Genomic DNA, 25169 nt, shown 5'->3' with positions numbered 1-25169 from the left:
CGCCGGACGGCCTTCGCATGCTAGTCACCGAGGCCGTGGGCGTGGGGTCGGCCGAATGTCGGTGCTGCTTGGTAGCGTTATTCCATGGCTACGAGCACTAAGTCGTCCGGGCGTGCCCGCACCCCGGCAGCGAAGGGCGCTCCGGCGCGCAAACCGGCAACCCGCGGGGCCGGCGCGACCGCCGCACAGAAAACCGTCAGGTTCACCGCCGTCGACGTGAAACCGAGCCTCGGTGCCCGTGCCTGGATGGGTCTGGCCCACCTCACCGGCGGCGCCGCCCGCGCCCTCGGCCCCGAAAAGCTCTCGAAAGATGAACGCCGCGATGGACTGCCGTTCTTTCTCGTACTGCTCGCCATCTCGGGAGCCGTCGTTGAATGGTTCCTCATCAACGACGTCGTGGCGCAGCAGCTCGACGCATACACCTTCGGCGGATTGTTCGGCCGGGTCGCCTTCGCCCTGCCGGTCATCCTGCTTCTGTTTTCCGTCTGGCTGTTTCGCAAACCCAGTTCCGTTCACGACAACGGTCGCATCGGCATCGGGCTCAGCCTTCTCCTCGTGACCATTTCGGGCCTCTGCCACATCTTCGGTGTGCAGCCAGAGCCGCAGGACGGCATGCCAGCCCTCGCGCTGGCCGGCGGGGTGATCGGGTGGATGATTGCCGCCCCGCTGATCCTGCTGACCACGTCGATCGGCGCCACGATCGTCGTCATTCTGTTGTTGCTGCTGAGTTTGTTCATCATCACCAAAACGCCGCCGAATCGCATCGGTCAGCGTTCCCGCGAGCTCTACGACTGGCTGTTCGGCGCGCAACTGACCGACGACGAAGAACGCGCGGCCGCGAGCAAGGGTGCTAAATCGGGCAAGACCGCTCAGGTCGAACTCGACGGTGTCGACGACGAAGACGGCCAAGAAGGCGCATTGCCGTGGTGGCGCCGAAACAACAGCAAGCGCGAGGAAGACCCTGACTTCGGCAGCGCATTGTCGACCGAATCCAAACCTGGTCCGCTTGAGGCCGACCCGCTCAGCGTGCTTCTCGGCGGCAATTCGTCCCGCGGCGGTTTCGACAGCGCCATCGAATCGGAGGTTACCGACCACACCGCGCCGCCCGAACGCGACCACTACGGCACCGAGGTGCTCGAAGACCTGCGCAAGGCCGAGCTCGCCGTCAAACGGTTCACCGGCGAGGTCGACCTCGCCGGTGAACCGTCCACCGGCCTGCACTCCGACGACCCGGCTGGCCACACCGAAGTCCTTTCCGGCTTCGACGATGTCTTCCCCGAACTGAGCCAGGCAGTGGATGCCGACGGTGCGACCCTGCCTCCCCTCGCTTCAGTCGATCCCCACCCGGCCATTCCGTATCTCGTGCCGGCGGCATCCACTTTGACGGCCGGGCCGCCAGCCAAGGCTCGCTCGGCTGCCAACGACGACGTGGTCAAATCGATCACGGAGGTGCTGCGCCAGTTCCAGGTCGATGCCAAGGTCACCGGGTTCTCCCGTGGTCCAACGGTCACCCAGTACGAGATCGAACTCGGCCCGGGCGTCAAGGTCGAGCGAGTCACCGCCCTGAGTAAGAACCTCTCCTACGCGGTCGCCTCCAACGAGGTGCGCATTCTCTCGCCGATTCCCGGCAAGAGTGCCATCGGTATCGAGATCCCCAACATCGATCGTGAAATCGTCACCCTCGGCGACGTGCTGCGATCGAGCACCGCCACCAACGCCACCCACCCGATGACCATCGGCGTCGGCAAAGACGTCGGCGGTGGCTTCGTCATCGCCAACCTCGCGAAAATGCCCCACCTGCTCGTGGCCGGCTCTACTGGTTCTGGCAAGTCGAGCTTCGTCAACTCCATGATCACGAGCCTGCTCATGCGCGCGAAGCCAAGTGACGTGCGCATGGTGCTGATTGACCCGAAACGGGTCGAGCTCGCCGCGTATGCCGGCGTGCCGCACCTGATCACGCCCATCATCACGAACCCGAAGAAAGCGGCCGAAGCGCTGCAGTGGGTCGTGAAAGAGATGGACATGCGCTACGACGACCTCGCCAGCTTCGGCTTTCGCCACATCGACGATTTCAACAAGGCCGTCGTTAACGAGGAGATTGTGCTGCCGGTCGGCAGCGAACGCAAGCTCAAGCCTTACCCGTACCTGCTGGTTGTTGTCGACGAGCTTGCCGACCTGATGATGGTTGCTCCGCGCGACGTCGAAGACTCGATTGTGCGCATCACTCAGCTCGCGCGCGCCTCCGGCATTCACCTCGTGCTCGCCACGCAGCGTCCGAGCGTCGACGTCGTCACCGGGCTGATCAAAGCCAACGTGCCCTCCCGGCTCGCCTTCGCCGTGACGAGCGTCACCGACTCCCGGGTCATCCTCGACCAGCCCGGCGCCGACAAGCTCATCGGCCAGGGCGACGCACTGTTCCTGCCGATGGGGGCCTCTAAGGCCGTGCGCGTGCAGGGCGCCTGGGTCACCGAAGGCGAGATCGAAAAGGTCGTCAAGCACGTCACCATGCAGGCCAGGCCCGACTACCGGCCCGATGTCTCCATGGTCGCCCCGCGCAAGGAGATCGACTCCGATATCGGCGACGACCTCGAGGTGTTGCTCGCCGCGGCCGAACTCGTCGTCTCCACCCAGTTCGGGTCTACGTCCATGCTGCAGCGCAAGCTGCGCGTCGGTTTCGCCAAGGCCGGCCGTCTGATGGACCTGCTCGAATCCCGCGAAATCGTTGGCCCGTCCGAGGGGTCCAAGGCGCGCGACGTGCTCGTCAACGCTGAACAGTTGCCGAGCGTGCTTGCACGACTGCGCGGCTCCGACGATGAACAGCACGCGCTCAAGGCTCAATCCGACGATTCCCGTGCAGCCACGGCGTCCGATCCGCGCTACGCCGACGACCCGGTGGAGAAAATGTCGCAGGGGTATCCTGAGGTGGACGGCACCGAAGACGACGAGGATGCCTGGAAACTAACGGGCAGGGACTGAGCCATGGCATCACCGCAAGCATCCGTCGTCCGCCCGAGCAACTGGAACCTGCCCAACCTGATCACGGTCGTGCGTATCCTGCTCGCCCCCGTGTTCATTTGGATGCTGCTGGCCGCCAATGGCCCACACGACGCTCTGCGCTGGGCAGCCGCGGTGCTGTTCATCATCGCGATCGCCACCGACGGAATCGACGGAATGATCGCCCGCCGCCAAAACCTCGTCACCGACCTCGGCAAGATCCTCGACCCGATCGCCGACAAGATCCTCACCGGCGGCGCCCTGGTCTGCCTATCCATCCTCGGCGAGTTGCCCTGGTGGGTGACCATCGTCATCCTGGTGCGCGAAATCGGCATCACCGTGTTCCGATTCGTCATGCTGCGCGACCGGGTCATCCCGGCCAGCCGCGGCGGCAAACTCAAAACCGTGTCCCAGTCGGTGTCGATCTCGCTCGCGCTGCTGCCGTTTTGGCTGGTCTTCGGCGAGTGGGTGCACTGGCTCAACACGGCCACTATGACCATCACCCTGATCCTCACAGTGGTGACCGGCCTCGACTACCTGCTCTCGGCCTGGCGACTGCGCAAACACGACGATGCCTGACCCGGCCGATTCGATCGATCTTCCCGACGGCACCCTTCGCGCCTGCAACGTTCCGAGAGATCTGCAAGTGGATGCTACGGCGGAGTTGATCGCGCAGCTCACCGCCCGGCACCTCACAATTGCGGTCGCCGAGTCACTGACCGGCGGGCTGCTCGTAGCCGAACTCGTGCGCATTCCCGGGGCATCCGTAGTGGTGCGCGGGGGAGTCGTCGCCTACGACTCGGACCTCAAACGGAGCCTGCTTCAGGTCGACAGTAGTGTGCTCAACGTGCACGGCCCCGTGCACGCTGACGTGGCCAAGCAGATGGCAGTCGGGGTACGCACACTCCTCGCCGTGAACGACGTGCGGGCTGACGTGGGTGTGTCCACCACCGGCGTGGCCGGACCGGGCCCGGACGGCGGCCACCCGGCCGGAACTGTGTATATCGGACTCTCCAAGGGCACGGGCTCCTGGGCCGTTCCACTGCAACTCGAGGGGGACCGGGCCGAGGTTCGCGCCGAAACAGTGCGCCAGGCCGTCGTTGCTGTGCGTGCGCTGATAGCCCAGGATGACGCGGAATAGTTCGTGTTACGGGCTGGTTACATCGAAGGCACTCACAAGCAAAGCCCAATGTTTCTCGGTTAGTGTCAGCTTGTCAGATGAATGACGTAGTGTTGGCACCAACTGGGAGTCCGATAGTTTGGGTTCACATTATTAGGCATAAGAAGGAGGTTCCGATGATTCTTGTTCGTCAGGAAATCGGCGATGTGCTCAGGGACTTCCGCCTGCAAAAGGGGCGTACCCTGCGTCAGGTCGCAAGCAAAGCCAGCGTCGCGCTCGGCTACCTCAGTGAGGTAGAACGTGGACAGAAAGAAGCCTCTTCGGAGATTCTTGCGTCAGTGGCCGATGCACTGGAGACTCCGATTTCGGTCATCATGCGTGAAGTTGGTGACCGTCTCGCTGTCATCGAGGGAATGGACCAATTCCCCGACACGGTGCCAGAGGACTTCGTCACCACGTTCGATTCCAATTTGATGGTGCGCTAGTCGCCCTCGCGCAGTCGATTACAAAACACCACCGCCGACACCTCGTGTCGGCGGTGGTTGTCTGTCAGGAGTGCTGTGAGCCAGTGCCATCCAGGGGAGTATCATGCGGTTGAGTGAATTTCGCACGGCACTGAAGCTCGAGTTCGGTGAAGCCTACGGGCGTGTACTGACACGCGACCTGGTGCTCACGCCTCTGGGCGGGCGTACGGCCGACCAAGCCATTGCCGCCGGCGTACCCGCTCGCGACGTCTGGCTAGCGCTCTGCGTAGAGGTCGATGTGCCGCGCAGTCGCTGGTACGGTGCCGGAATCCCCGCGCCTCGCCAGTAAAGCACCAGCCGATTGGTTCTGGACCGAGTGCCGTTGGCAGACTCGAGCGTTGGGTTCGGCGGACATTTCGACACGGCAGAAAATACTCTCGAAAATGCTCGAATACCTATTCGGGATTGATAGGCTCCTTCACAGCAGACAATCTGACAGATTGTTCACCGTTCGATCGCGTTCCCGGCCAATGTCGGAGGTGCGGCGTACAGTCGAATTTGTCAGAGAAAGTCGGCGATTGCCTTGTCGAAACAGGCATCGGGGTCCTCCCGATGAGCGGGCCGACAGCCTATAGGCGCCACCGTGCACGTCCCGAAGCTCCGTTCAAAGCTAGCGATCGTGCAGAACCCAGGAGAAGAAGACCATGGCATCACAAGCGGACCGTGAGAAGGCCCTCGAAACCGCCCTCGCGCAAATCGACCGTCAGTTCGGCAAAGGCTCGGTCATGCGCCTCGGCAGCGACGAGCGTGCCCCCGTTGAAACCATTTCGACTGGGTCGATTGCCCTGGACGTCGCACTCGGCGTAGGCGGACTGCCGCGTGGCCGCATCGTGGAGATCTACGGTCCGGAATCCTCGGGTAAGACCACGCTCACCCTGCACGCCATCGCGAACGCGCAGAAGAATGGTGGCATCGCCGCGTTCATCGACGCGGAGCACGCCCTCGACCCGGAATACGCCAAGAAACTCGGCGTTGACATCGATGCTCTTTTGGTCTCGCAGCCCGACACGGGCGAGCAAGCCCTTGAAATTGCTGACATGCTCGTGCGAAGCGGGTCCATCGACCTCATCGTTGTTGACTCGGTTGCTGCCCTCGTGCCGCGTGCCGAGATCGAAGGCGAGATGGGTGACTCCCACGTCGGCCTCCAGGCTCGTCTCATGTCGCAGGCGCTCCGCAAGCTCACCGGTGGTTTGAGCCAGACCAACACCACCATGATCTTCATCAACCAGCTGCGTGAAAAGATCGGCGTCTTCTTCGGCAGTCCTGAGACCACTTCGGGCGGTAAAGCACTCAAGTTCTACGCCTCGGTGCGCCTCGACATTCGTCGCATTGAAACCCTCAAAGAAGGAACCGAAGCCATCGGTAACCGCACCCGGGTCAAGGTCGTCAAGAACAAGATGGCACCGCCCTTCAAGCAGGCCGAGTTTGACATTATCTACGGCATCGGAATCTCTCGCGAAGGCAGCCTGATCGACTTCGGAGTAGACCAGGGCATCGTCAAGAAGTCCGGTGCTTGGTACACCTACGACGGCGACCAGCTCGGCCAGGGTAAAGAGAACTCGCGCAATTTCCTGCTCAAGCACCCCGAGATGGCCAACGAGATCGAAAGTAAGATTCTGATCAAGCTCGGCATCGGCCCGGAGGGCATCGCGGCCAAGGCCGCCGAGAAGGCCGCTGCGGCCATTGTCGCCGAGGCCGAAGCGAAGGCCAAGGCAGAAGCGGATGCCGCGGCGATGCTCGATGGTGGTCCGGTTGCCACCAAGGCACCGGTAGCGCGCAAGAGCGCCTAACCGACACCACCGCACGACAACGAAAGGCAGGTCACGGGAATGGTTCACTTCGAACCCAAGAATGACGCAGCAGAACGTGCAGACGCCGGTTTGGCTCCCGTGACCTACCTGCCCGGCGCGGCCCCGGGAATGAAGCGCCGGTCTCCACTGCAAACAGGGCCCGCGGAACCCGTCGCTGAAGCTGAAGCCGACGCTGAGACCGACGCTGAAACCGACGCTGATGCGCTCGACCAGCGTGAGCGGGCCGAGAAGGTGCTGTTGCACCGGCTCCGGGGCCGCTCACTTTCCATCGTCGAGGCCTTGCTTGTGTTGAACGGCAGCGGGGTCGACTCCGGCGAGGCGAGCGAGATCATAGAGAAGTTCATTCAGCTGCAATACCTCGATGAAGCCAAGCTCGCCGATCAGATCATCCACAGCCACAACGTGCGCAAGGGTCTCGGTCGCACCGCTGTCGAGGCTGAAATGCGTCGGCGCAAGCTCGATCCGGGCGTCATGATGGACAAACTCGAGGAGCTTCCCGACGACGAAGCCGAACGCGCCATCGACCTGGCCACCAAGCGTATTGGTCAGATGGAACGCTTTAACGATCAGACCATCGACCGCCGACTCACCGGGTTTCTCATGCGCAAGGGTTATGGGTCGGCCGCAGTACGAGTGGCGGTCAAAGCCGCAATGGACAGCCGCGGTGGCGGTGACGGCTCGCGTGTGCGCTTCCGCTGATATTTCCGCTCGTTATTCCTGACCGGGCGTCGTACACGGCGCACACACCGAATTGCTCGCGTAAACTATACCCACTATGAGTATCGTCGCCCCCGCACTTGCCCGCCGAACCGTGATCACCCCCTCGGTAGCTGCGATCGACGCCTCGGGGCGTGCGCGCACCTATGAGGTACGCACCTTTGGCTGCCAGATGAACGTGCACGATTCCGAGCGCTTGAGCGGCTCGCTCGAAGCCGCCGGCTACGTGTCGGCGAACGGTGGCGAGGCCGACATCGTCGTGATCAACACCTGCGCCGTGCGCGAGAACGCCGACAACAAGCTCTACGGCAACCTCGGTTACCTGGCCTCAGTCAAGCGCAAGCATGAGGGCATGCAAATCGCCGTCGGCGGCTGCCTCGCGCAGAAGGACAAGAACACCATCCTCGAGAAGGCGCCCTGGGTGGACGTCGTTTTCGGAACGCACAACATGGGCTCTCTTCCGAGCCTGCTCGAGCGGGCCCGCCATAACGGCGAGGCGCAGCTCGAGATTCTCGAGTCGCTCGAAACTTTCCCATCCACCCTGCCGACCAAACGTGACTCCAGCTACAGCGGCTGGGTCTCCATTTCGGTCGGTTGCAACAACACCTGCACCTTCTGCATCGTGCCCGCTCTGCGCGGCAAAGAAAAAGATCGCCGTCCAGGCGAGATCCTCGCCGAGATCCAAGCCCTCGTCGACGACGGCGCCATCGAGGTCACCCTGCTTGGGCAGAACGTCAACTCCTACGGCGTTGAGTTCGGCGACCGCCTCGCCTTCGGCAAGCTGCTGCGCGCGGCCGGAAAGATCGAGGGGCTGGAGCGCATCCGCTTCACCAGCCCGCATCCAGCCGCGTTCACCGACGACGTCATTGACGCCATGGCGGAGACGCCCTCCGTCATGCCCCAGCTGCACATGCCGTTGCAGTCCGGGTCCGACCACATCCTCAAGTCGATGCGTCGCTCCTACCGCTCGGCGAAGTTCCTCGGAATCCTCGACCGCGTGCGTGCACAGATGCCACACGCCGCCATCAGCACGGACATCATCGTCGGCTTCCCCGGCGAAACCGAGGAAGACTTTCAAGAGACCCTGCGGGTCGTCGAACAGGCTCGCTTTGCCACTGCGTTTACCTTTCAGTACTCGATTCGTCCGGGGACCCCGGCCGCAACGATGGCCGACCAGATTCCCAAGGCCATCGTGCAAGACCGCTACGAGCGTCTCGCCGCACTGCAGGAACGTATCTCCCTCGAAGAAAACCAGGCCATCATCGGCCGCGAGGTTGAACTGCTCGTCGCTAATGGTGGCCGCAAGGACAGCGAGACCCATCGCCTCAGCGGGCGCGCCCCCGACAGCCGGCTCGTGCACTTCGACGTGCCGGCCGGTTCGCCGCGTCCGCGTCCCGGCGACGTGGTCACCGTTGTCGTCACCCAGGCCGCACCGTTCCACCTCATCGCCGACTCGACCGACGGCGCGCCCCTCCGCATCCGTTCCACCCGTGCAGGCGATGCCTGGGACCGACTGGAAGCAGAATCCTGCGGCGTTCCATCACACGGTGGAGCAGGCGGCGGTACTGGTCCGGTCTCGCTGGGCCTGCCAACCATCGGCCTGCGAGTCGAGAGCCACTCGAGCACCATTCCCATCTACAACGTGAACGACGACGAGCGCTAGGAACGGTGTCGCCTGAAAGCCTCGTGCCACCCGAAACATTGGGGTCAGCCGCGTCGCCGATGCTGATTGCGATCGTCGGATCGACCGGCACCGGCAAGTCTGAGTTGTCACTTGACCTGGCCGAGCGGCTGATTGAGCGCGGCCAGCCGACTGAAATCGTCAACGCCGATGCCATGCAGCTCTACCGCGGCATGGACATCGGCACGGCAAAACTCACCCTCGCCGAACGCCGCGGCATTCCGCACCACCTGCTCGATGTGCTCGAGGTGACCGCCGAGGCAACCGTGAGCAATTACCAAACGGATGCCCGTGCAGCGGTCGCCGAGATCATCGCGCGTGGCGCCGTGCCGATCCTGGTCGGCGGTTCAGGATTGTATGTCTCCTCGGTCGTGTTCGACTTTCGGTTTCCCGGTACTGAACCGGAGCTTCGCGCCCGGCTCGAAGCGGAGTTGATCGACGTTGGACCCGGCCTGATGTATACCCGGCTGCAGGCCGTCGATCCGCAGGCTGCGCAGCGCATCGGCCCAAGCAACGGCCGCCGTCTCGTGCGGGCGCTGGAAATTGTCGAACTGACCGGCGCCCCGCACCTGGCCGCGCTCCCGGACGAGCCAGTCTTTTGGCGCCCCAGCATCTTGCTTGGCCTCCGCACCCCGCGCGAAGAACTCACCCCTCGGCTCGACGCCCGAGTCGAGCGGATGTGGACGACCGGCATCGTCGATGAAGCTCGCTGCCTGCTCGCGGACGGCATCGAGAACGGCGTGACGGCGAGCCGTGCCATTGGCTACGCCCAGGCGCTCGGCCAGGTACATGGAACGCTCAGCCAGGCCGAGGCAATCGAGGCAACTCAGCAACTCACTCGCCGGTATGCCCGCCGACAGGTGAGCTGGTTCAAACGCTATGCCCAGACGCACTGGATCGAATCCGACGCGCGCGACCGGGCCGATGACGCGCTCGCGCACGTCGACCGGGGCGTTTTGACTGCACAGCATCCAGCGACCGCCCCGTAAACTGGCGGCATGGGCATCACTCTGAACTTCACCAAGGGCCACGGTACGGGTAACGATTTCGTGATGTTCGCTGATCCCGACGGAAAATTGGAACTGACGCCGGCGCAGATTCGTGCGGTGTGCGACCGCAAGTTCGGAGTCGGTGCTGACGGCATCATTCGTGCCGTGCGCAGCCAGAACCTACCCGACGGTGCTGCCGCCCTCGCCGAAGACGATGGGGCCGAGTGGTTCATGGACTATTGGAACGCCGACGGCACCGTCTCGGAAATGTGCGGAAACGGCATCCGCGTCTACGCCAAATTCCTGATTGAAAACAACCTGGCCGAGCTGCTGCCCGGCGACACCCTCATCATCGGCACCCGCGGCGGCGTGCGCGACGTACAGCGGAATGCGTCAGGTTTTCAGGTCGATCTCGGCCGGTGGAAGCTCGACGGAACCGAGCCGCTCGTGCGCACCAAGAACCTGCCCGTCGCCCGTCCGGGCCTCGGCATCAACGTCGGCAACCCGCACACGGTCGTCGCTCTCGCCGACGACGACGAGCTGGATGCCGCGGACCTCACTTTCATCCCGCAGCTCGACCCGGAACCGGTCGGCGGCGTCAACATCGAATTCGTGGTGCCGAACGACCCGCTCGTCGTCAATGGCGTGGGGCGGTTCCGCATGCGCGTGCACGAGCGTGGGAGCGGCGAAACGTTGTCGTGCGGAACCGGTGCGGTCGCGGCCGCTCTGGCTACCCGGCACTGGGCCGGGAAAGCGGCACCGCATCAGTGGCGGGTCGAGGTTCCCGGTGGCGTGCTCGGGGTGCGGATGTTCCCGGCGGAGGACGGCGAGCACGTGTCGCTATCGGGGCCGGCTGAACTGGTCTTTGATGGGGTACTGAATTTGGGCTGACGGCGGTTTCTGGTCGTGGGGCCGTGGTGGCGGCGTCATCCGACCCTCGCTCAAGCATCGTGGGTGCTCAGGGTGCTCAAGGTGCTCAGGGCGCTCCGCGAAAAGCGTGAGCGGCGCCCTACCAGCCCGCGAAGCTCGTCACTCCGCGGAAGGCCCCGCCGTCACGGTCAGTTGCGAGTCGGAGGAGGTTACTTGCGGTGCACTTGGAGTACTCGGAAGCCCTTGCTGATGGCCTCACGGGTGGTCTCGAAGGTGTCGGGGAGTTCGGCAGTCAGCCAACGTTGGAGTGAGTCGGAGCCAAGGTTGCGCTGGACGACGAGCCAGGCATCCGCTTCTGATTCGAGGCGGGGCAGCCAATTCTGCATCAGGCCGTGTAGTTCGTCCTTGCCGACCCGAATGGGCGGATTCGACCACACGGTCCGAAAGCTGATGTCTGCGGGCACGTTGGCGGCGAGCACGGCCTTGACGTTGGTGAGTCCGAGGGTGGCGGCGTTGGTGCGCACGAGGTCGAGGGCGCGCTCGTTCACGTCCACGGCCCAAACGGTGGCCTCAGGGGAGGCCAGGGCGAGGTGGAGCGCGATTGGGCCCCAGCCGCAGCCGAGGTCTAGAAAGTGCCCGGTCAGGGGCGGATCGGGGGCGTACTTCAGCAGCACCTCGGTGCCGGTGTCGATGTGGGCGGGGCTGAACACCGAGTTGGCGGTCGTGAGTTCATGATCTTGCCCGTGCAACTGCACCGTAATCTGGCGGGTTTTCAGTACGGTGCCGGGCGCCGGAGAAAAATAATGGTCGGACGACATAAGAGGAACCTTTCAACTTCGTTGAACTAAGGTTAATGGGATGAATGATTCAACGGCGCCCCGCGGCAACGACGCAGTAGAAAACGAGCCCGTAGAACCGGCACTTGACGCCGACGATGTCGTCGCGCGCGTGTTGGCCAGCGCCGACAGCAAGGCTGCCGGCTATTCACTCTTTCGCAGCGGATCGGCTCAGGCCTTGCAAGCGCAGTCTGCCGGCGAGTATGACGGCAGCGACCACGACGGTGACCAATCCGAACGTGCCGACCGTAACGCCCTGCGTCGCGTCGGCGGCCTGTCCACCGAGCTTGAAGACGTCACCGAGGTGGAATATCGCCAGCTGCGCCTCGAAAACGTGGTCCTGGTGGGCGTCTATACCCACGGCACCGTCGACGACGCCGAAAACTCCATGCGCGAACTGGCCGCCCTGGCCGAAACGGCCGGTGCAACCGTGCTCGACGGTTTGTTGCAGCGTCGAGCCACCCCCGACCCCAGCACCTACCTCGGCAAGGGCAAAGCTCAGGAAGTCGCCGACATTGTCAAAGCGCTCGGCGCCGACACCGTCATCGCCGACACCGAACTCGCTCCCAGCCAGAGGCGAGCCCTCGAAGACGTGGTCAAGGTCAAGGTCATCGACCGCACCGCTGTGATCCTCGATATTTTCAGCCAGCACGCCAAGAGCCGGGAGGGCAAGGCGCAGGTCGAACTGGCCCAGATGGCCTACATGCTGCCGCGCCTGCGCGGCTGGGGTGACTCGATGTCTCGCCAGGCCGGTGGCCAGGTCGGTGGCGCCGGGGCCGGAATGGGCTCGCGTGGTCCCGGTGAGACCAAGATCGAACTCGACCGTCGCCGCATCCACACCCGGATGTCCAAGCTGCGCAAGCAGATGGTTGAGATGAAACCCGCTCGCGAGGCCAAACGCGCCAACCGCAAGCGCAACACCGTTCCCTCGGTCGCGATCGTCGGTTACACGAACGCCGGCAAGTCCAGCCTGCTGAACCGTATCACCAAGGCCGGAGTGCTCGTCGAGAACTCCCTTTTCGCGACCCTCGACGCCACCGTGCGCAAGTCGACGACCGCCGACGGCCGCCTCTATACCCTCACCGACACGGTCGGCTTCGTGCGCAACCTGCCGCACCAACTGGTTGAGGCGTTTCGCTCGACCCTGGAAGAAGTCGCCGACGCAGACGTCATCGTGCACGTCGTCGATGGATCGCACCCCGACCCGGTTGCGCAACTGGCGACCGTGCGCGACGTTATCTCCGAGGTGGGCGCTCGGGACATTCCCGAATTGGTCGTCTTCAACAAGAGTGACCTGATCAGCGACGACGACCGGCTCGTGCTGCGCGGCCTCGAGGCGAAAGCGACGTTCGTCTCGGCCCGAACCGGTGAGGGCATCGAAACCGTGCTGGCCGCGGTGGCACTGCTGCTGCCGACGCCGCAGATCGAACTCGACCTCCTCATTCCTTACGACCGCGGCGATCTGATAGCGGTGCTGCACGATCAGGGCCGCATCGAGACGACCGAATACGTCGAAGCGGGCACCCACGTGACGGCGTTTGTCACCCCGGAGATCGAGCCCCAGTTCGCCCCGTTCGTCATTCTGTCCGCGCTCTCTGCGTAGCTTTCTGCTTCAAGTCGGGCGGGCTCACGATGAAACGGCCTATTCCGCGGTTCCTTGTCTTCCTCGTCGTAATGGTTGCACCGAGTTCCGCTCTCATACTGGTCCTTTCGGCCAGTCTTGGTGTGGACGCCTCAATTCAGGCGTGGATTCCGATGGCGCTAGGTGTGCTCTTTGCGATTAGTGCCTTCGTGGCCTGGCTGGTTCGACCAAGTTGGAAACAGCTCACATCGCAATGGACGGAGTAAGTGGGTCTGAAGCCGCCGTTTTCGGGAGGGACCTGGCCATGAATGTCGCTTGTAAGCTGAACCCCGAATGGGAATGGCTACTAAAGCGCAGGCATGTGCAAGGTGGTGGTGGCGCGTGAGTACACTCAATCGACAGAATGCAGCAGTCTGCGATCCCGGATCGGTGATACTCACGATGCTTCTCGGGGTTTGTCTCGGCGTGGCCTCAGCGGCTGTATATGCCATCGGGTCACATCTCGCGGTCGCACTCGCAAATCCTTGGGCTGCGGCTCCGCCGCTGATGGTTGAACTCTTGTTCAGCACAGTTACTGGCCTTCTGTTCAGCCTGGCCGCTCTCGTTGGGGCGTCTCTCGCTTTGGGTATATTCGATCATCGTCTGCAAACTTCACGCGTCGCCCAGGGCATCATTGCGGGTATCGGCACCGTTCTCCCTGGACTAGGGCTTTTCGCCTACTTTGGCCAGAGCGCAGCCATCGGTTTTGGTGGCATTGTCGGCGTGCTCACTTTCATCGCAGGTGCCTCATTTACATTGATGTACGTCCGGTCGCGGGCACACGTCGCGACCGACCCGCATCGGCGGCAACGCCACTGAATGGCGGTGCCGCCGACGCCTACCCGCGGAACCGCCTACGGGACCATTGCGTGTGCGCCGTCTTGGACGCGGAACAGCAGTCCTGCAAAAAGCAGAAAGACAGCGGCACCCAGCCATTCGCTTATGCCTCCGGGCTCTGATGCAACGAATAACGCGCTCACCCCCAGCCAAATCAGTACCCCGGCCAAAACCGCGAATAAGCGCATGCCGTACAGCGAGATGAACACTAGGTAGTGCGCTCCAACGATGATGAGTGCGGCGGGGAAGAAAAGAACGGTCTCCTACGTGCCGAGGGCGATTGCAATCAGTATCCCGAACGGTACGGTGAACGCGTACTGCAGAGGTAGTGCCGCTGATGGATGCCCCTTCGGTAAAGCGATTGGGCCGCCCAGCATCTTCATGAGCAGAGTGCTCAGCGGGAAGATCAGCATGCCGCCGAAGAAGAGCGCAGCCATGCCAGCACTGACGGAGCCCCAGGTGAACACCGCGCTGGCCGCCGCCCAGACGACCGCGGACACCACCGGTCCCGGGAATCCGGCACGGTAGATGCGACGCACATCGGCCTGGGCTTGTGAAACTTCCATGTCATCCCCAATGATCGAGCGATTGAGCGAACCGCAAATACGGATGCAGCCCCGAGCCGATCATGGTGCACGCTCCGCTACCGCACCAATCAAAAAGGTGCAGCCGCGCTCGCCCGTACGTTGGCTGACTAAGGAATCGGGATCGTTTATGGAGGAATTCTTTGAAGTCTGGACCTCGCAGCAACTGGGCATCCACACGAAAACCGTGGCGCTGTACAACATCGATGGTTTCTGGGGCCCGCTCATAGCTGCCATCGATGCCAGCGTGGATGCAGGATTTCTCCGACCGACTTACCGGGCCGCACTGATCATTTCTGACAACGCTCTGGACCTATTGAATCAGCTCAAAGTCTGGAAACCGGCACCGCAGAAGTGGAATGAATCAGGCACAACGAGGGTGGTCCCTTTCGCGTAATTTCCCACCCATGCGAGCATTCGGCGACTGTGTCGCCGATCCTATTTGGGAAACCCTCTGGGGGACGAAAACAAGCATGGAGTCCACGATGGACTTTCGGCCACAGTGTGGCTATCGGTGCTCGAGAGCGAGCTTGACACCAAATCCGATGAGAACAGTTCCGGCGCACCGGTCAATAATGCGAAGCGCGCGGGCATGGGCCAGCCATCGACGCGCAGAGTTCGCCCCGACGATGATGACGGCGAACCAGACCAGGCTCATGAGCGCGTGAACGGCGGATAGAAGCAGCCCCATAGCGAGCGGGGAGGTGCCTTCTGGAATAAACTGAGGGATTGTTGCGATATAGAACACGCCAATTTTGGGGTTGAGCAGGTTGGTCCAGGTGCCGGTACTGAATGATCGCCATAGCGAGGCCGATTCGGTTGTCGCGGTGGTGGCGTGACCGTTGCCCGTGCTGTGGAAGCTCTTGACAATCATGCTGACACCCAGGTAACCCATATACAGTGGTCCGCCGATAGTCACCATTTGGTACGCAAGGTGAGACGCCGCGAGTAGCGCGGCGGCCCCAAGCGCTGCAGCCGCACCCCAGATGAGCGCGCCGGTTGCGATTCCGAAAGCTGTCACGACGGCTTGACGCCGACCCCGCACGAGCGCAGAGCGGAGCACCAGAGTCGTGTCCAGTCCGGGGATGACCGTGAGGATCGCGGCTACTGTCGCAAATCCGAGTACCGCTTGCGAGATCGTCACCGCATCATGCTACGTGTACACCTGCGGCCTTTGAACACGATTGCGCACGTGTCGCCCAACGACTGAAACCGGACGGCCGCACAAAACGCCATCCATACCCTTCGTGTCCGACATCAGCTGACGCTCACCGTCGGTCGAATTCTCGCCGACCTTCTCACGACGGCGAAACTCCCTGCCTCGAACGTTTGCGTCCTTGCCCAATAGATGCCGTCTGACCGCCGAGATGACACGAATTGTCATATTCGAATCGTTCGACGTCGGTGTTGTTACTGTCGAATCAATCGTTGCCGACGGAATTCATTTCCTTGGCATGGAGCGACAGCCGAGCCCGGCATCCGCCCGCGAAGAACCGCCAGCATGCTGGCGCGTACGCGGCCACCCGGCCATCACCCGCTGTACTGCTTCTGCCGAATGAGGAACCATGACCACGACAGGAATTTCCGCGTGCAACGCCCGCCCGGCGTTCTCGTTCGAGGTGTACCCGCCCAAATCGGCGGCCGCAGCATCCGCTCTCACGCACACCATCGACCACCTGGCCGCAGCCGGCCCCGAGTTCATCTCGGTCACCTACGGTGCCAACGGCTCCTCGCGCAACTCTTCTCTGGACGTGCTGCGCTACATCAAGGACCACACCGAAGCGGATGCGATGGCGCATCTCACCTGCGTCGGCTCCTCGCACGCAGACGCGAGCCGCCTCATTCGGGAGTTCCTCGACGCCGGCATACGCAGCTTTCTGGCCATTCGCGGCGACGCACCGCAGGGCGCGGTCGAAGACGACAACACTTTTCTCGGCGATCTGCACAGCGCGGGGGAGCTCGTGCAGCTTATTCACCGCGTGCAGACCGAACGGGTGCCGTACATCGAGACGGTGATTCCGGGCCTGCCCGGCGCCCGCGGGGTGAAAACGGAACGCAGCAAGGTGCGCATCGGAGTCGCGGCCTTTCCGAACGGACACCCCAACTCCCGGTCGGTCAGCCAGGACATCGACACCCTGCTGGCCAAACAAGCGGCCGGTGCCAACCTCGCCATCACCCAACTCTTCTTCCACGCCGACGACTACCTGAGCTTCATCCAGCGGGCTCGATCGGCCGGGGTGCTCTTTCCCATTCTTCCCGGCATCATGCCGGTGACCAGCCCGAACCGGTTACGCCGAATTCTGCAGCTCTCCGGCGAGAAGTTGCCTGCGGAACTCTGCATCGAGCTCGAGGTCGAACCGACCGAGGAAGGGCAGCGCCAGATCGGCATCGACTACGCCGTGCGCCTCGGGCAGGATGTGCTTGCGGGCGGCGCCCCCGGACTCCACCTCTACGCCTTCAACCAACACGAGACCGTGCTGCAGGTTCTCGAGGGGTGTGGGGCACTTCCAGTGCCGGCAGCCATGCTCTAGGCCTCACGCCCGCTTCAGCGTGCAGGCCCCCGTCACGTTCGATCTTTTTAACCATTCCAGCGACCAATGCTCCAATGAAGGAATATCCATGCCCAATTCACCCGCATTTCCCACCGGTACCATCCTCGGCTACCCGCGCATCGGTCGGCGGCGCGAGCTCAAGAAGGCCGTCGAAGCATTCTGGTCTGGGGCGATCGACGCGGTCGCTTTAGAGAGTGTGGCCGCCGAGCTGCGCTCGGCCACCCGCGAACGGCTCGTTGGCCTCGGGCTCGGCCGCACCGACTCGTCGATCCCCGAGTCGTTCTCGTACTACGACCAGGTGCTGGACACCATTGTCGCCGTTGGAGCGATTCCCACCCGGTTCGCCTCGCTCGTCGGTGCTGATGGAACCCTCGACCTGGCCGGGTACTTCACCCTGGCCCGCGGCGAGGGCGAGAACCTGCCGCTTGAGATGACCAAGTGGTTCGACTCGAACTACCACTACCTCGTGCCCGAGATTGGCCCGGAGACCGTGTTCTCGTTGGTCGGTGACCGCATCGTGCGCGAGTTTCTCGAGGCCAGGGCGGCCGGCTTCCTCACCCGTCCGGTGCTCGTCGGTCCGGTCACCTTTCTACTGCTCAGCAAGGCCAGCGATGAGGCGCCGGCCGGGTTCTCCCCGCTGTCCCGGCTCGACGACCTCCTTCCTGTCTACGCAGCGCTGCTATCGCGGCTAGCGGATGCCGGCGCCGACTGGGTGCAGCTCGACGAGCCGGGACTGGTCAGCGAATCGATCGACGTACCACGCGGGGACACGCTGGCGGCGATCGCAGCCGCTTATGGAGTGCTCGGTCGACTCAGTGGCCGCCCCGCCCTGTTTGTCGCGGCGCCCTACGGAAGCCTCGATGATGCCCTGCCGGTTCTTGCCGACACTACCGTCGAGGCGATCGGCCTCGACCTGGTGCGGGGCACTCTGCCGCAGGCGGTGCCCGGGCTGGCCGCCAAGACCCTCGTTGCCGGGGCGATCGACGGGCACAACATCTGGCGCGGCGACCTCGCCAGCGCTTTCGAGCGCGCCGAGAGCGTGCGCGCGCTGTCCGACTCCGTCACCGTATCCACCTCGACCTCGCTGCTGCACGTGCCGCACGACGTGCTCGATGAGATCTCGTTGCCGCTCGACCTGACCAGCTGGCTGGCCTTCGCCGACCAGAAGGTGGGCCAGGTTGCCACCCTCGCGTTCGGTCTCGCTGCGGGGCGGGCGGCCATTGCCACTCCGCTCGCGGATGCCGCTGCCGCGCTGACCGCGCGCCTCGCCGCTCCGGGGGTACGCGACGGTTCGGTGCGAGCGCGTGCAGCCGCACTCACCGACGCCGATTTCACCCGTGGCGACTACGCCGATCGCCTGACCGCTCAGAATGCTGCGCTGCAGCTACCGCCGCTGCCCACGACCACGATCGGATCATTTCCGCAGACCGCCGACATTCGCCGGGCCCGCGCCCAGTTTCTCAAAGGAACCCTGCCAGCCGATGACTACCGCGACCTGATGCGCGCCGAGATCGGCCGCGTCGTCGCCCTGCAGGAAGAGATCGGACTCGACGTGCTCGTACACGGGGAACCCGAGCGCAACGACATGGTGCAGTACTTTGCTGAGAACCTCGACGGGTTCGCCGTGACCGAGAACGGCTGGGTGCAGTCCTACGGCAGCCGCTGCACCAGACCATCCATTCTGTGGGGCGACGTCTCGCGCCCGGCCCCGATCACGGTGGACTGGTCGGTGTACACGCAGAGCCTGACAGCCAAGCCGGTTAAGGGCATGCTCACCGGACCGGTGACGATTCTGGCCTGGTCGTTCGTGCGTGACGACCAGCCGCTTGGCGAGACCGCTCGCCAGGTCGCCCTTGCACTGCGCGATGAAATCGGCGACCTGGAAGCTGCGGGTATCAAGATTGTTCAGGTTGACGAGCCGGCCTTGCGGGAGCTGCTGCCGCTGAAGAAGAAGGACCACGCCGACTACCTGGACTGGTCGGTCGGCTCCTTTCGGCTGGCCACGGCCGGGGTCGCGAAAGCGACTCAAATTCACACGCACCTCTGCTACTCGGAGTTCGGCGTCGTCATCGAGGCTATCCGCAACCTCGACGCCGACGTCACGAGCATCGAAGCGGCCCGCTCACGCATGGAGGTGGTACGGCAGATTGAGGCCGGCGGGTTCAACCACGGTATCGGGGCCGGCATCTATGACATCCACTCGCCGCGAGTGCCTAGCGTCGACGAGCTGACGACCCTGCTGGACACCGCCTTGGAGTCCATCCCCGAACGCCAGGTGTGGGTGAACCCGGACTGCGGCCTCAAGACGCGTGGCTACGAGGAGACGGTGCGGTCCCTGCACAACATGCTGGCTGCGACCCGGGTGGTGCGCGATCGCCGCGCTGCCGATGTGAGAGCTAGCGTCACCCGGTAGCTCACCCGCGTACCTGGCGCCGGCAGGCAGTCTTCAGGCCCGATCACCGTTTAGTGATCGGGCCTCACGCCGTGCTTTGGTCGTTCTCTTCTTTGCTTGGATCTGGCTCGCTAGACCGAGCGCAAAACGGCGACGACTTTGCCGAGGATATCGGCGTAGTCGCCAACGATGGGTTCGAAGTTGCTGTTGCGCGGCAGCAGCCAGGTGTGGCCGTCGCGCTTGCGCAGCACCTTTACGGTGGCTTCGTTGTCGAGCATGGCCGCCACGATCTCGCCGTTCTCCGCGGTTTTCTGCTGGCGAACGACAACCCAGTCGCCGTCGCAGATCGCCGCATCGATCATCGATTCACCGACGACCTTGAGCATGAACAGTTCGCCCTGGCCGACGAGCTGACGGGGCAGCGGGAAGATCTCGTCGATCTGCTGATCTGCCGTGATCGGAATGCCGGCAGCGATACGACCGACGAGGGGAACCATCGCAGCGTCGCCGACCTGCACGCCCGGGTGAAAACTGTCCTGGTCGCCGGTTCCGATGTCTTCGGGCGGGCGTTGAATCTCGATGAGCACTTCGAGAGCGCGGGGACGATTCGGGTCGCGGCGCAGATAGCCGCTTAGCTCAAGCTGGTTGAGCTGGTGAGTCACGCTCGACAGCGAGGCGAGGCCGACGGCGTCACCGATCTCACGCATGCTCGGCGGGTAGCCGCGTGAGCTGACGGAACGCTGAATCACGTCGAGGATGGCGAGCTGGCGCGGGCTCAAACTCTTGCGGCGCCGAGTGCCGGCCTTGTCGCGGGTACCGCTGGTGTTTTGTGTCACGAGGAGCGCTCCTTGAGTCGGTCCCGCGCGGATTGAAGGACGTCTCGCGGGAATGTCGGTGGTATCTGGTTGAGTAGCAATCAAGCAATTGACCTATCGAAAGTTTATCCAGTTCTCGGCCCTGAAACAAACACTTATTCGAGTGTGTTGCGCGATTTTCCGGGCAGAGACGAGGAAAAGCTTGCATGTTCGATTGTTCGAAGTTATATTCGGAACATAGTTTCGTATTCGGTCCTCCCGGCCGAGGGCCGAATACGAGACTCGCAGCCCGCCAACCTTGGAGGTTTGACATGACCACAGCATTTGCTCCCGCAGTTTCTCTCCCGCCCGTCATACGTCTTCGCCTCACCCGGCGTGGGCGAGTCGTTTTCACCACGCTCGCTGCATTGCCAGTTGTCCTGGGCGCCCTCGCATTCGCCGTCAGTGGGGGAGGGGCCGAAGCCTCTGGATCTGCTAGCGGCATCGATCTCGTGTCGTACACAACCGACTCAGGCATCCTGGCCACGCTGGCCTATTCGCCGACCGACGTTGGTTCAGCCCGATTCATCACGGTCGCACCCGGCCAAACTCTCTGGAACCTTGCCGAAGAGAACTTTCCCGCCGCCGACCCGCGCGACGTCGTCGCCGACATCAAGCGCCTCAACGCATTGTCCGTAGAAACGCTGCAGCCGGGTCAGCGCCTGGAACTCCCCGCTAACTCCTAGGTAGCGATGGGCAGCAGCACGTGGCCTTAGCATGGAGAGGGTGACCAGTCTCGAAGATCTTCCCCTCCGCACCAACCTGCAAGGCCGTTCGCCATACGGTGCCCCGCAACTGCATGTTCCGGTAGCCCTGAACGTGAACGAGAACACGCACGCCGTTCCCGAAGCTGTGGCCCGCGACATCCTCGCCGGCTTGGCCGAGGCCATCCGTTCAGTGAATCGGTATCCCGATCGAGAGTTCACCGCTCTGCGCGAGGCGCTCGCCCGATATCTTGGCGAAGGACTGACAGCCGACAATATCTGGGCGGCCAACGGCTCCAACGAGGTGCTGCAACAGGTGCTGCAGGCCTTCGGTGGACCGGGACGCAGCCTATTGGGCTTTGCCCCGACCTACTCGATGTACTCGATCCTCGCGTCGGGAACGGACACCACGTGGATTGCGGGAACGCGCGACGCGGACTACGAGCTGTCACCGGCTACCGCCGTGAGTGAGATCGTGCGTACCGACCCCGATATCGTCTTTCTCTGCTCGCCGAACAATCCCACGGGCACGCCGCTATCCCTCGAGACCATCGCGGCCGCCTACGATGCGACCGACGGCATCGTCGTAGTTGACGAGGCGTACGCCGAATTCGCACCCGTCGGCACGCCGAGCGCGCTCACCCTGCTGCCCGGTCGGGAACGCCTGCTCGTCTCCCGCACGATGAGCAAAGCGTTCGCCTTCGCTGGTGCCCGAGTGGGCTACCTGGCCGCCGATCCGGCCGTGGCGGATGCCCTGCGCCTGGTTCGTCTGCCGTACCACCTGTCCGCGCTGACCCAGGCGGCGGCGAACGCGGCCCTCGCTCACAGCGCCGAGATGCTCGCGATGGTCGATGACATCCGCGGGCAGCGTGACCGTCTCGTCGTCGAGCTCGCATGTCTGGGCTATGCCCCGCACCGTAGCTGGAGCAACTTCGTACTGTTTGGGGGAGTAACCGAACCGCGCGAGACCTTCGAAGCGCTGCTGGGTGAGGGAATCCTCATTCGCGATGTGGGCATCGCTAACCACCTGCGCGTGACGGCCGGCACCGAGCAGGAGACGACCCTGTTCCTCGACGCCATTGCCCGACTTGGTCGCAGTGACCGCCCCGGTCAAACCGTGCCCGCCCAAGCCGAATAAACTAGACCCATGAGCTCACCTGCTGACACTCCCGTGCCCCGCGTCGCACACCTGCAACGGGAGACGAGTGAATCCAGCATCGATCTGTCGCTGAATCTCGATGGCACGGGCGTGAGCGACATCCGCACCTCGGTGCCGTTCTACGACCACCTGCTGACGGCGTTCGCCAAACACTCCCTGACCGACCTCACGGTGCGCGCCTCCGGCGACATCGAAATCGACGTGCACCACACCGTCGAAGACGTTGGAATCGTACTTGGCCAGGCGATTCGTCAGGCGCTTGGCGACAAGTCGGGCATCTCCCGCTACGGAGACGCCCTCGTGCCCCTCGACGAGGCGCTCGCCCAGGCCGTCGTCGATATTTCCGGCCGTCCCTATCTCGTGCACACCGGCGAGCCGGCCGGCTTCGAATTCCACCTCATCGGTGGGCACTTCACCGGCTCTATGGTGCGTCACGTCTTCGAAGCGATTACCTTTCACGCCGGCCTGACGGTGCACGTCACCTTGCTTGGCGGACGCGATCCGCACCACATTGCCGAGGCCGAATTCAAAGCGTTCGCCCGCGCCTTTCGACTCGCCAAAGCCCTCGACCCGCTGGTGCACGGCATCCCGTCTACCAAGGGAGCCCTATGACGAACGTCGTCGTCTTCGACTATGGAACCGGAAACGTGCACTCCGCCGTCAAGGCGCTCGAGTTGGCCGGCGCCGAAGTCATTCTCACGAGCGACCGCATGACTGCACTAGAGGCCGACGGTCTCGTCGTGCCGGGGGTTGGAGCGTTCAGCGCCGTGATGGCAGCGCTCAAATCCGTGCGCGGTGACGACATCGTCGACCGTCGTCTGGCCGGCGGTCGCCCGGTGCTCGGAATCTGCGTGGGAATGCAGGTCATGTTCGAGCACGGAGTGGAACGCGGCGTGGACACCGAGGGCCTCGGCGAATGGCCGGGAACGGTCACCGAACTTCCCGCGAAGATCCTGCCGCACATGGGTTGGAACACCGTCACGAGCGCACCCAACTCCGAATTGTTCCGAGGCATCGAAGATGAGCGGTTCTACTTCGTGCACTCCTACGCGGCGCAATCCTGGACGCTCGAGGTCATGCCGCCGTTTCCAGAGCCCCGGCTGACCTGGGCTGATCACGGGGCTCCGTTCCTGGCGGCGATCGAGAACGGACCACTCAGCGCGACCCAGTTTCACCCGGAAAAATCGGGGGAGGCAGGCATCCGTTTGCTGAAGAACTGGATCGGCACGCTGCACAGATAGCCCTGCGCGCCTAGACTTCACAGTTCAATCCACACCACAGCCACGGCCCCTGCAATTGGTCGCACAGCGCGACCGCACCAATCAAGGACATCAATGAGTGAGTTCAACAAGACACCGAGGCTCGTCCTCCTGCCCGCCGTCGATGTGGCCGGCGGCAAGGCTGTGCGCCTGACCCAGGGCGAGGCCGGCACCGAAACGAACTACGGTGACCCCGTCGACGCCGCGGCCGACTGGGCACGGCAAGGCGCCGAGTGGATTCACCTCGTCGACCTCGACGCGGCCTTCGGCCGGGGCACCAACACCGGTGTGATCAAGAAGGTCATTCGTCAGGTCAAGGGCGTGAACATCGAGCTTTCCGGCGGTATCCGCGATGACGAATCGCTTGAAGCGGCACTGACCACGGGCGTCAAGCGCATCAACCTCGGTACCGCAGCGCTGGAAAACCCGGAGTGGGCGGCGAGCGTCATCGCACAATACGGTGAGGCAGTCGCCGTTGGCCTTGATGTACGTGGAACCACGCTGGCCGCGCGTGGCTGGACCAAAGACGGCGGGGACCTCTGGCAGGTTCTCGAACGGCTCGAAACTGCCGGGTGCGCCCGCTATGTGGTGACCGACGTCACCAAGGACGGCACCCTGCAAGGCCCGAACATTGACCTGCTACGTCAGGTACTCGACCGTACGCGCAAGCCGGTCATTGCCTCCGGCGGCATCTCGAGCCTCGATGACATTGAAGCGTTGCGCAAACTCGTACCACTGGGGCTCGAGGGTGCCATCGTGGGCAAGGCGCTCTACGCCGGCGCGTTCACCCTGGCCGAAGCCCTGGACGTCGCGGGGGACTAATGGTTCGGGCGCGAAACCTCGGCTCAACGGGAGACCCCTCGGGTGGGCCGGGCTCGGGGCGTTCAGATGACGCGAATGAGCCAGCCAACACGGCCGACTCGGCCGGCCAGCCATGGGCCGGCCGTGAATTCGAGGCCAATCCCGATGCCGGTGATGATGGGGTCGCGCCCGCCGCTCTTGCTGCTGCCGTCGCCCGTTTCCAGGCCCGAGAAGCCGGCGAAGAAACCGTCATTGACGCCATTCGCTCTTCGAGGCTGCTGATTCCGCTGGTGACCAGGCTCGGCGATGCTGCACTGAACGCGCGCGGGCAAACAATCGACAAGACCCAGGAACTATCGATTATCACAGTCGCCGGCCCGGACGGCCGCACAGTGCTCCCCGCCTTCTCGTCGACCGCGGCCATGACGGCGTGGAACCCTCTCGCCCGGCCCGTTCCAGCGGATGCCGTGCGTGTCGCCCTGGCCGCCGCGCAGGAAAACACCGATCTGGTCGTGCTCGACCCGACATCGCCCGGCGAATTTGTCGTTCGGCGGCCGGCGCTCTGGGCGATCGCTCAGTCGCTGCCGTGGACCCCGAGCTACGCGAGCCGCTTCATCGCCGACGCCTTCACTGCATCAATCGCCACGGAACTCTCGGTGCTCTCGGTTCAGCTCATGGCGGGTGACCCGCTGGCGCAGCTCAAGGGTCCCGAACTCGTGGTCCAACTGGAATTGATCGACGGCCTCACCCAGTCGGACCTTGACGCGATTCTGAGCCGCCTCGGCACCCGGTGGTCGGAGAGCGAGATCATCACGACCGGCGTGGATTCATTACGAGTCAAGCTCGTCGCTTCCGCGTAGGGTT

At 63.6% G+C, this 25169-nt stretch carries 24 protein-coding genes; 20 read left to right on the top strand and 4 right to left on the bottom strand.

The window, feature by feature from the left end; translation table 11 throughout:
- The first annotated feature begins 84 nt into the window (after window positions 1–84).
- The 10 genes from CXY71_RS19585 to dapF all read left to right on the top strand — a co-directional run bounded on the left by CXY71_RS19585 (window position 85) and on the right by dapF (window position 10727).
- The gene (locus CXY71_RS19585) at window positions 85–2976 is read left to right on the top strand and encodes a DNA translocase FtsK (protein WP_104139584.1); all 2892 of its coding nucleotides are present in this window, start codon (window positions 85–87) and stop codon (window positions 2974–2976) included.
- A 3-nt stretch (window positions 2977–2979) separates the two neighbouring features.
- The gene (pgsA, locus tag CXY71_RS19580) at window positions 2980–3573 is read left to right on the top strand and encodes a CDP-diacylglycerol--glycerol-3-phosphate 3-phosphatidyltransferase (RefSeq protein ID WP_104139581.1); all 594 of its coding nucleotides are present in this window, start codon (window positions 2980–2982) and stop codon (window positions 3571–3573) included.
- The gene (locus CXY71_RS19575) at window positions 3566–4135 is read left to right on the top strand and encodes a CinA family protein (RefSeq protein WP_104139578.1); all 570 of its coding nucleotides are present in this window, start codon (window positions 3566–3568) and stop codon (window positions 4133–4135) included. The genes pgsA and CXY71_RS19575 overlap by 8 nt, the downstream gene beginning before the upstream one ends.
- Before the next feature lie 155 nt (window positions 4136–4290).
- Entirely contained in the window at window positions 4291–4599 is a 309-nt protein-coding gene (locus CXY71_RS19570; protein WP_104139575.1) for a helix-turn-helix domain-containing protein, read from the top strand.
- A gap of 103 nt (window positions 4600–4702) precedes the next feature.
- Complete coding sequence (locus CXY71_RS19565; RefSeq protein WP_104139571.1) at window positions 4703–4927, top strand: DUF3046 domain-containing protein; 225 nt, start codon at window positions 4703–4705, stop codon at window positions 4925–4927.
- Between the two features lie 355 nt (window positions 4928–5282).
- Window positions 5283–6428, top strand: a complete 1146-nt coding sequence (gene recA / locus CXY71_RS19560; protein ID WP_104139568.1) for a recombinase RecA — start codon at window positions 5283–5285, stop codon at window positions 6426–6428.
- A gap of 39 nt (window positions 6429–6467) precedes the next feature.
- Entirely contained in the window at window positions 6468–7148 is a 681-nt protein-coding gene (locus CXY71_RS19555; RefSeq protein ID WP_233204728.1) for a regulatory protein RecX, read from the top strand.
- A gap of 76 nt (window positions 7149–7224) precedes the next feature.
- Window positions 7225–8829: a tRNA (N6-isopentenyl adenosine(37)-C2)-methylthiotransferase MiaB gene (gene miaB / locus CXY71_RS19550; RefSeq protein ID WP_104139565.1), complete on the top strand. Its 1605-nt coding sequence runs from the start codon at window positions 7225–7227 to the stop codon at window positions 8827–8829.
- Between the two features lie 59 nt (window positions 8830–8888).
- Window positions 8889–9836 carry a tRNA (adenosine(37)-N6)-dimethylallyltransferase MiaA gene (gene miaA, locus CXY71_RS19545; RefSeq protein ID WP_104139562.1) on the top strand — a complete coding sequence of 316 codons (948 nt, stop codon included), beginning with the start codon at window positions 8889–8891 and terminating at the stop codon, window positions 9834–9836.
- Between the two features lie 9 nt (window positions 9837–9845).
- Window positions 9846–10727 carry a diaminopimelate epimerase gene (gene dapF / locus CXY71_RS19540; RefSeq protein WP_104139559.1) on the top strand — a complete coding sequence of 294 codons (882 nt, stop codon included), beginning with the start codon at window positions 9846–9848 and terminating at the stop codon, window positions 10725–10727.
- Window positions 10728–10915: 188 nt separating this feature from the next.
- Here the strand turns inward: dapF and CXY71_RS19535 are convergent, their stop codons facing one another.
- The gene (locus tag CXY71_RS19535; RefSeq protein ID WP_104139556.1) at window positions 10916–11524 is read right to left on the bottom strand and encodes a class I SAM-dependent methyltransferase; all 609 of its coding nucleotides are present in this window, start codon (window positions 11522–11524) and stop codon (window positions 10916–10918) included.
- Window positions 11525–11564: 40 nt separating this feature from the next.
- Here CXY71_RS19535 and hflX point away from each other — a divergent pair, with 40 nt between their 5' ends.
- Window positions 11565–13145 carry a GTPase HflX gene (gene hflX / locus CXY71_RS19530; protein ID WP_104139553.1) on the top strand — a complete coding sequence of 527 codons (1581 nt, stop codon included), beginning with the start codon at window positions 11565–11567 and terminating at the stop codon, window positions 13143–13145.
- Between the two features lie 1118 nt (window positions 13146–14263).
- On the opposite strand, the gene CXY71_RS19510 is transcribed toward hflX, so the two are convergent.
- Window positions 14264–14566, bottom strand: coding sequence for a hypothetical protein (locus CXY71_RS19510; RefSeq protein WP_104139540.1), 303 nt, complete (start codon window positions 14564–14566; stop codon window positions 14264–14266).
- A 22-nt stretch (window positions 14567–14588) separates the two neighbouring features.
- Here CXY71_RS19510 and CXY71_RS21555 point away from each other — a divergent pair, with 22 nt between their 5' ends.
- Window positions 14589–14981 carry an LOG family protein gene (locus CXY71_RS21555; RefSeq protein WP_199185422.1) on the top strand — a complete coding sequence of 131 codons (393 nt, stop codon included), beginning with the start codon at window positions 14589–14591 and terminating at the stop codon, window positions 14979–14981.
- A 111-nt stretch (window positions 14982–15092) separates the two neighbouring features.
- On the opposite strand, the gene CXY71_RS19500 is transcribed toward CXY71_RS21555, so the two are convergent.
- A complete protein-coding gene (locus tag CXY71_RS19500; protein WP_104139535.1) occupies window positions 15093–15728 on the bottom strand; it encodes a LysE family translocator in 636 nt (211 codons plus the stop codon).
- Window positions 15729–16149: 421 nt separating this feature from the next.
- Here CXY71_RS19500 and CXY71_RS19495 point away from each other — a divergent pair, with 421 nt between their 5' ends.
- Both CXY71_RS19495 and metE read left to right on the top strand, forming a co-directional pair.
- Complete coding sequence (locus CXY71_RS19495; protein WP_199184378.1) at window positions 16150–17115, top strand: methylenetetrahydrofolate reductase; 966 nt, start codon at window positions 16150–16152, stop codon at window positions 17113–17115.
- Window positions 17116–17203: 88 nt separating this feature from the next.
- Window positions 17204–19549, top strand: coding sequence for a 5-methyltetrahydropteroyltriglutamate--homocysteine S-methyltransferase (gene metE, locus CXY71_RS19490; protein ID WP_104139532.1), 2346 nt, complete (start codon window positions 17204–17206; stop codon window positions 19547–19549).
- A 110-nt stretch (window positions 19550–19659) separates the two neighbouring features.
- Here metE and lexA read toward each other — a convergent pair whose 3' ends face one another.
- Entirely contained in the window at window positions 19660–20364 is a 705-nt protein-coding gene (lexA, locus tag CXY71_RS19485; protein WP_104139529.1) for a transcriptional repressor LexA, read from the bottom strand.
- 290 nt (window positions 20365–20654) lie between these two features.
- Here lexA and CXY71_RS19480 point away from each other — a divergent pair, with 290 nt between their 5' ends.
- The 6 genes from CXY71_RS19480 (at window position 20655) to CXY71_RS19455 (ending at window position 25165) form a co-directional block, all read left to right on the top strand.
- On the top strand, window positions 20655–21068 hold the full coding sequence (locus CXY71_RS19480; protein ID WP_104139526.1) for a LysM peptidoglycan-binding domain-containing protein: 414 nt from the start codon (window positions 20655–20657) through the stop codon (window positions 21066–21068).
- Window positions 21069–21099: 31 nt separating this feature from the next.
- Window positions 21100–22224 (top strand): histidinol-phosphate transaminase, encoded by a 1125-nt coding sequence (locus tag CXY71_RS19475; RefSeq protein WP_104139523.1) that lies wholly within the window; start codon window positions 21100–21102, stop codon window positions 22222–22224.
- 9 nt (window positions 22225–22233) lie between these two features.
- On the top strand, window positions 22234–22857 hold the full coding sequence (hisB, locus tag CXY71_RS19470) for an imidazoleglycerol-phosphate dehydratase HisB (protein ID WP_104139520.1): 624 nt from the start codon (window positions 22234–22236) through the stop codon (window positions 22855–22857).
- The gene (gene hisH / locus CXY71_RS19465) at window positions 22854–23486 is read left to right on the top strand and encodes an imidazole glycerol phosphate synthase subunit HisH (RefSeq protein WP_104139517.1); all 633 of its coding nucleotides are present in this window, start codon (window positions 22854–22856) and stop codon (window positions 23484–23486) included. Before hisB ends, hisH begins: the two co-directional genes overlap by 4 nt.
- Window positions 23487–23579: 93 nt before the next feature.
- Complete coding sequence (gene priA, locus CXY71_RS19460; protein WP_104139514.1) at window positions 23580–24326, top strand: bifunctional 1-(5-phosphoribosyl)-5-((5-phosphoribosylamino)methylideneamino)imidazole-4-carboxamide isomerase/phosphoribosylanthranilate isomerase PriA; 747 nt, start codon at window positions 23580–23582, stop codon at window positions 24324–24326.
- Complete coding sequence (locus CXY71_RS19455; RefSeq protein WP_104139511.1) at window positions 24326–25165, top strand: SseB family protein; 840 nt, start codon at window positions 24326–24328, stop codon at window positions 25163–25165. The genes priA and CXY71_RS19455 overlap by 1 nt, the downstream gene beginning before the upstream one ends.
- Window positions 25166–25169: the final 4 nt, after the last annotated feature.

The sequence above is a fragment of the Cryobacterium sp. Y62 genome, from assembly GCF_002929785.1.
Lineage (GTDB): Bacteria > Actinomycetota > Actinomycetes > Actinomycetales > Microbacteriaceae > Cryobacterium.
The sequence above is the reverse complement of the archived record's forward strand: the minus strand, read 5'-3'. Positions and strand labels throughout refer to the sequence as shown.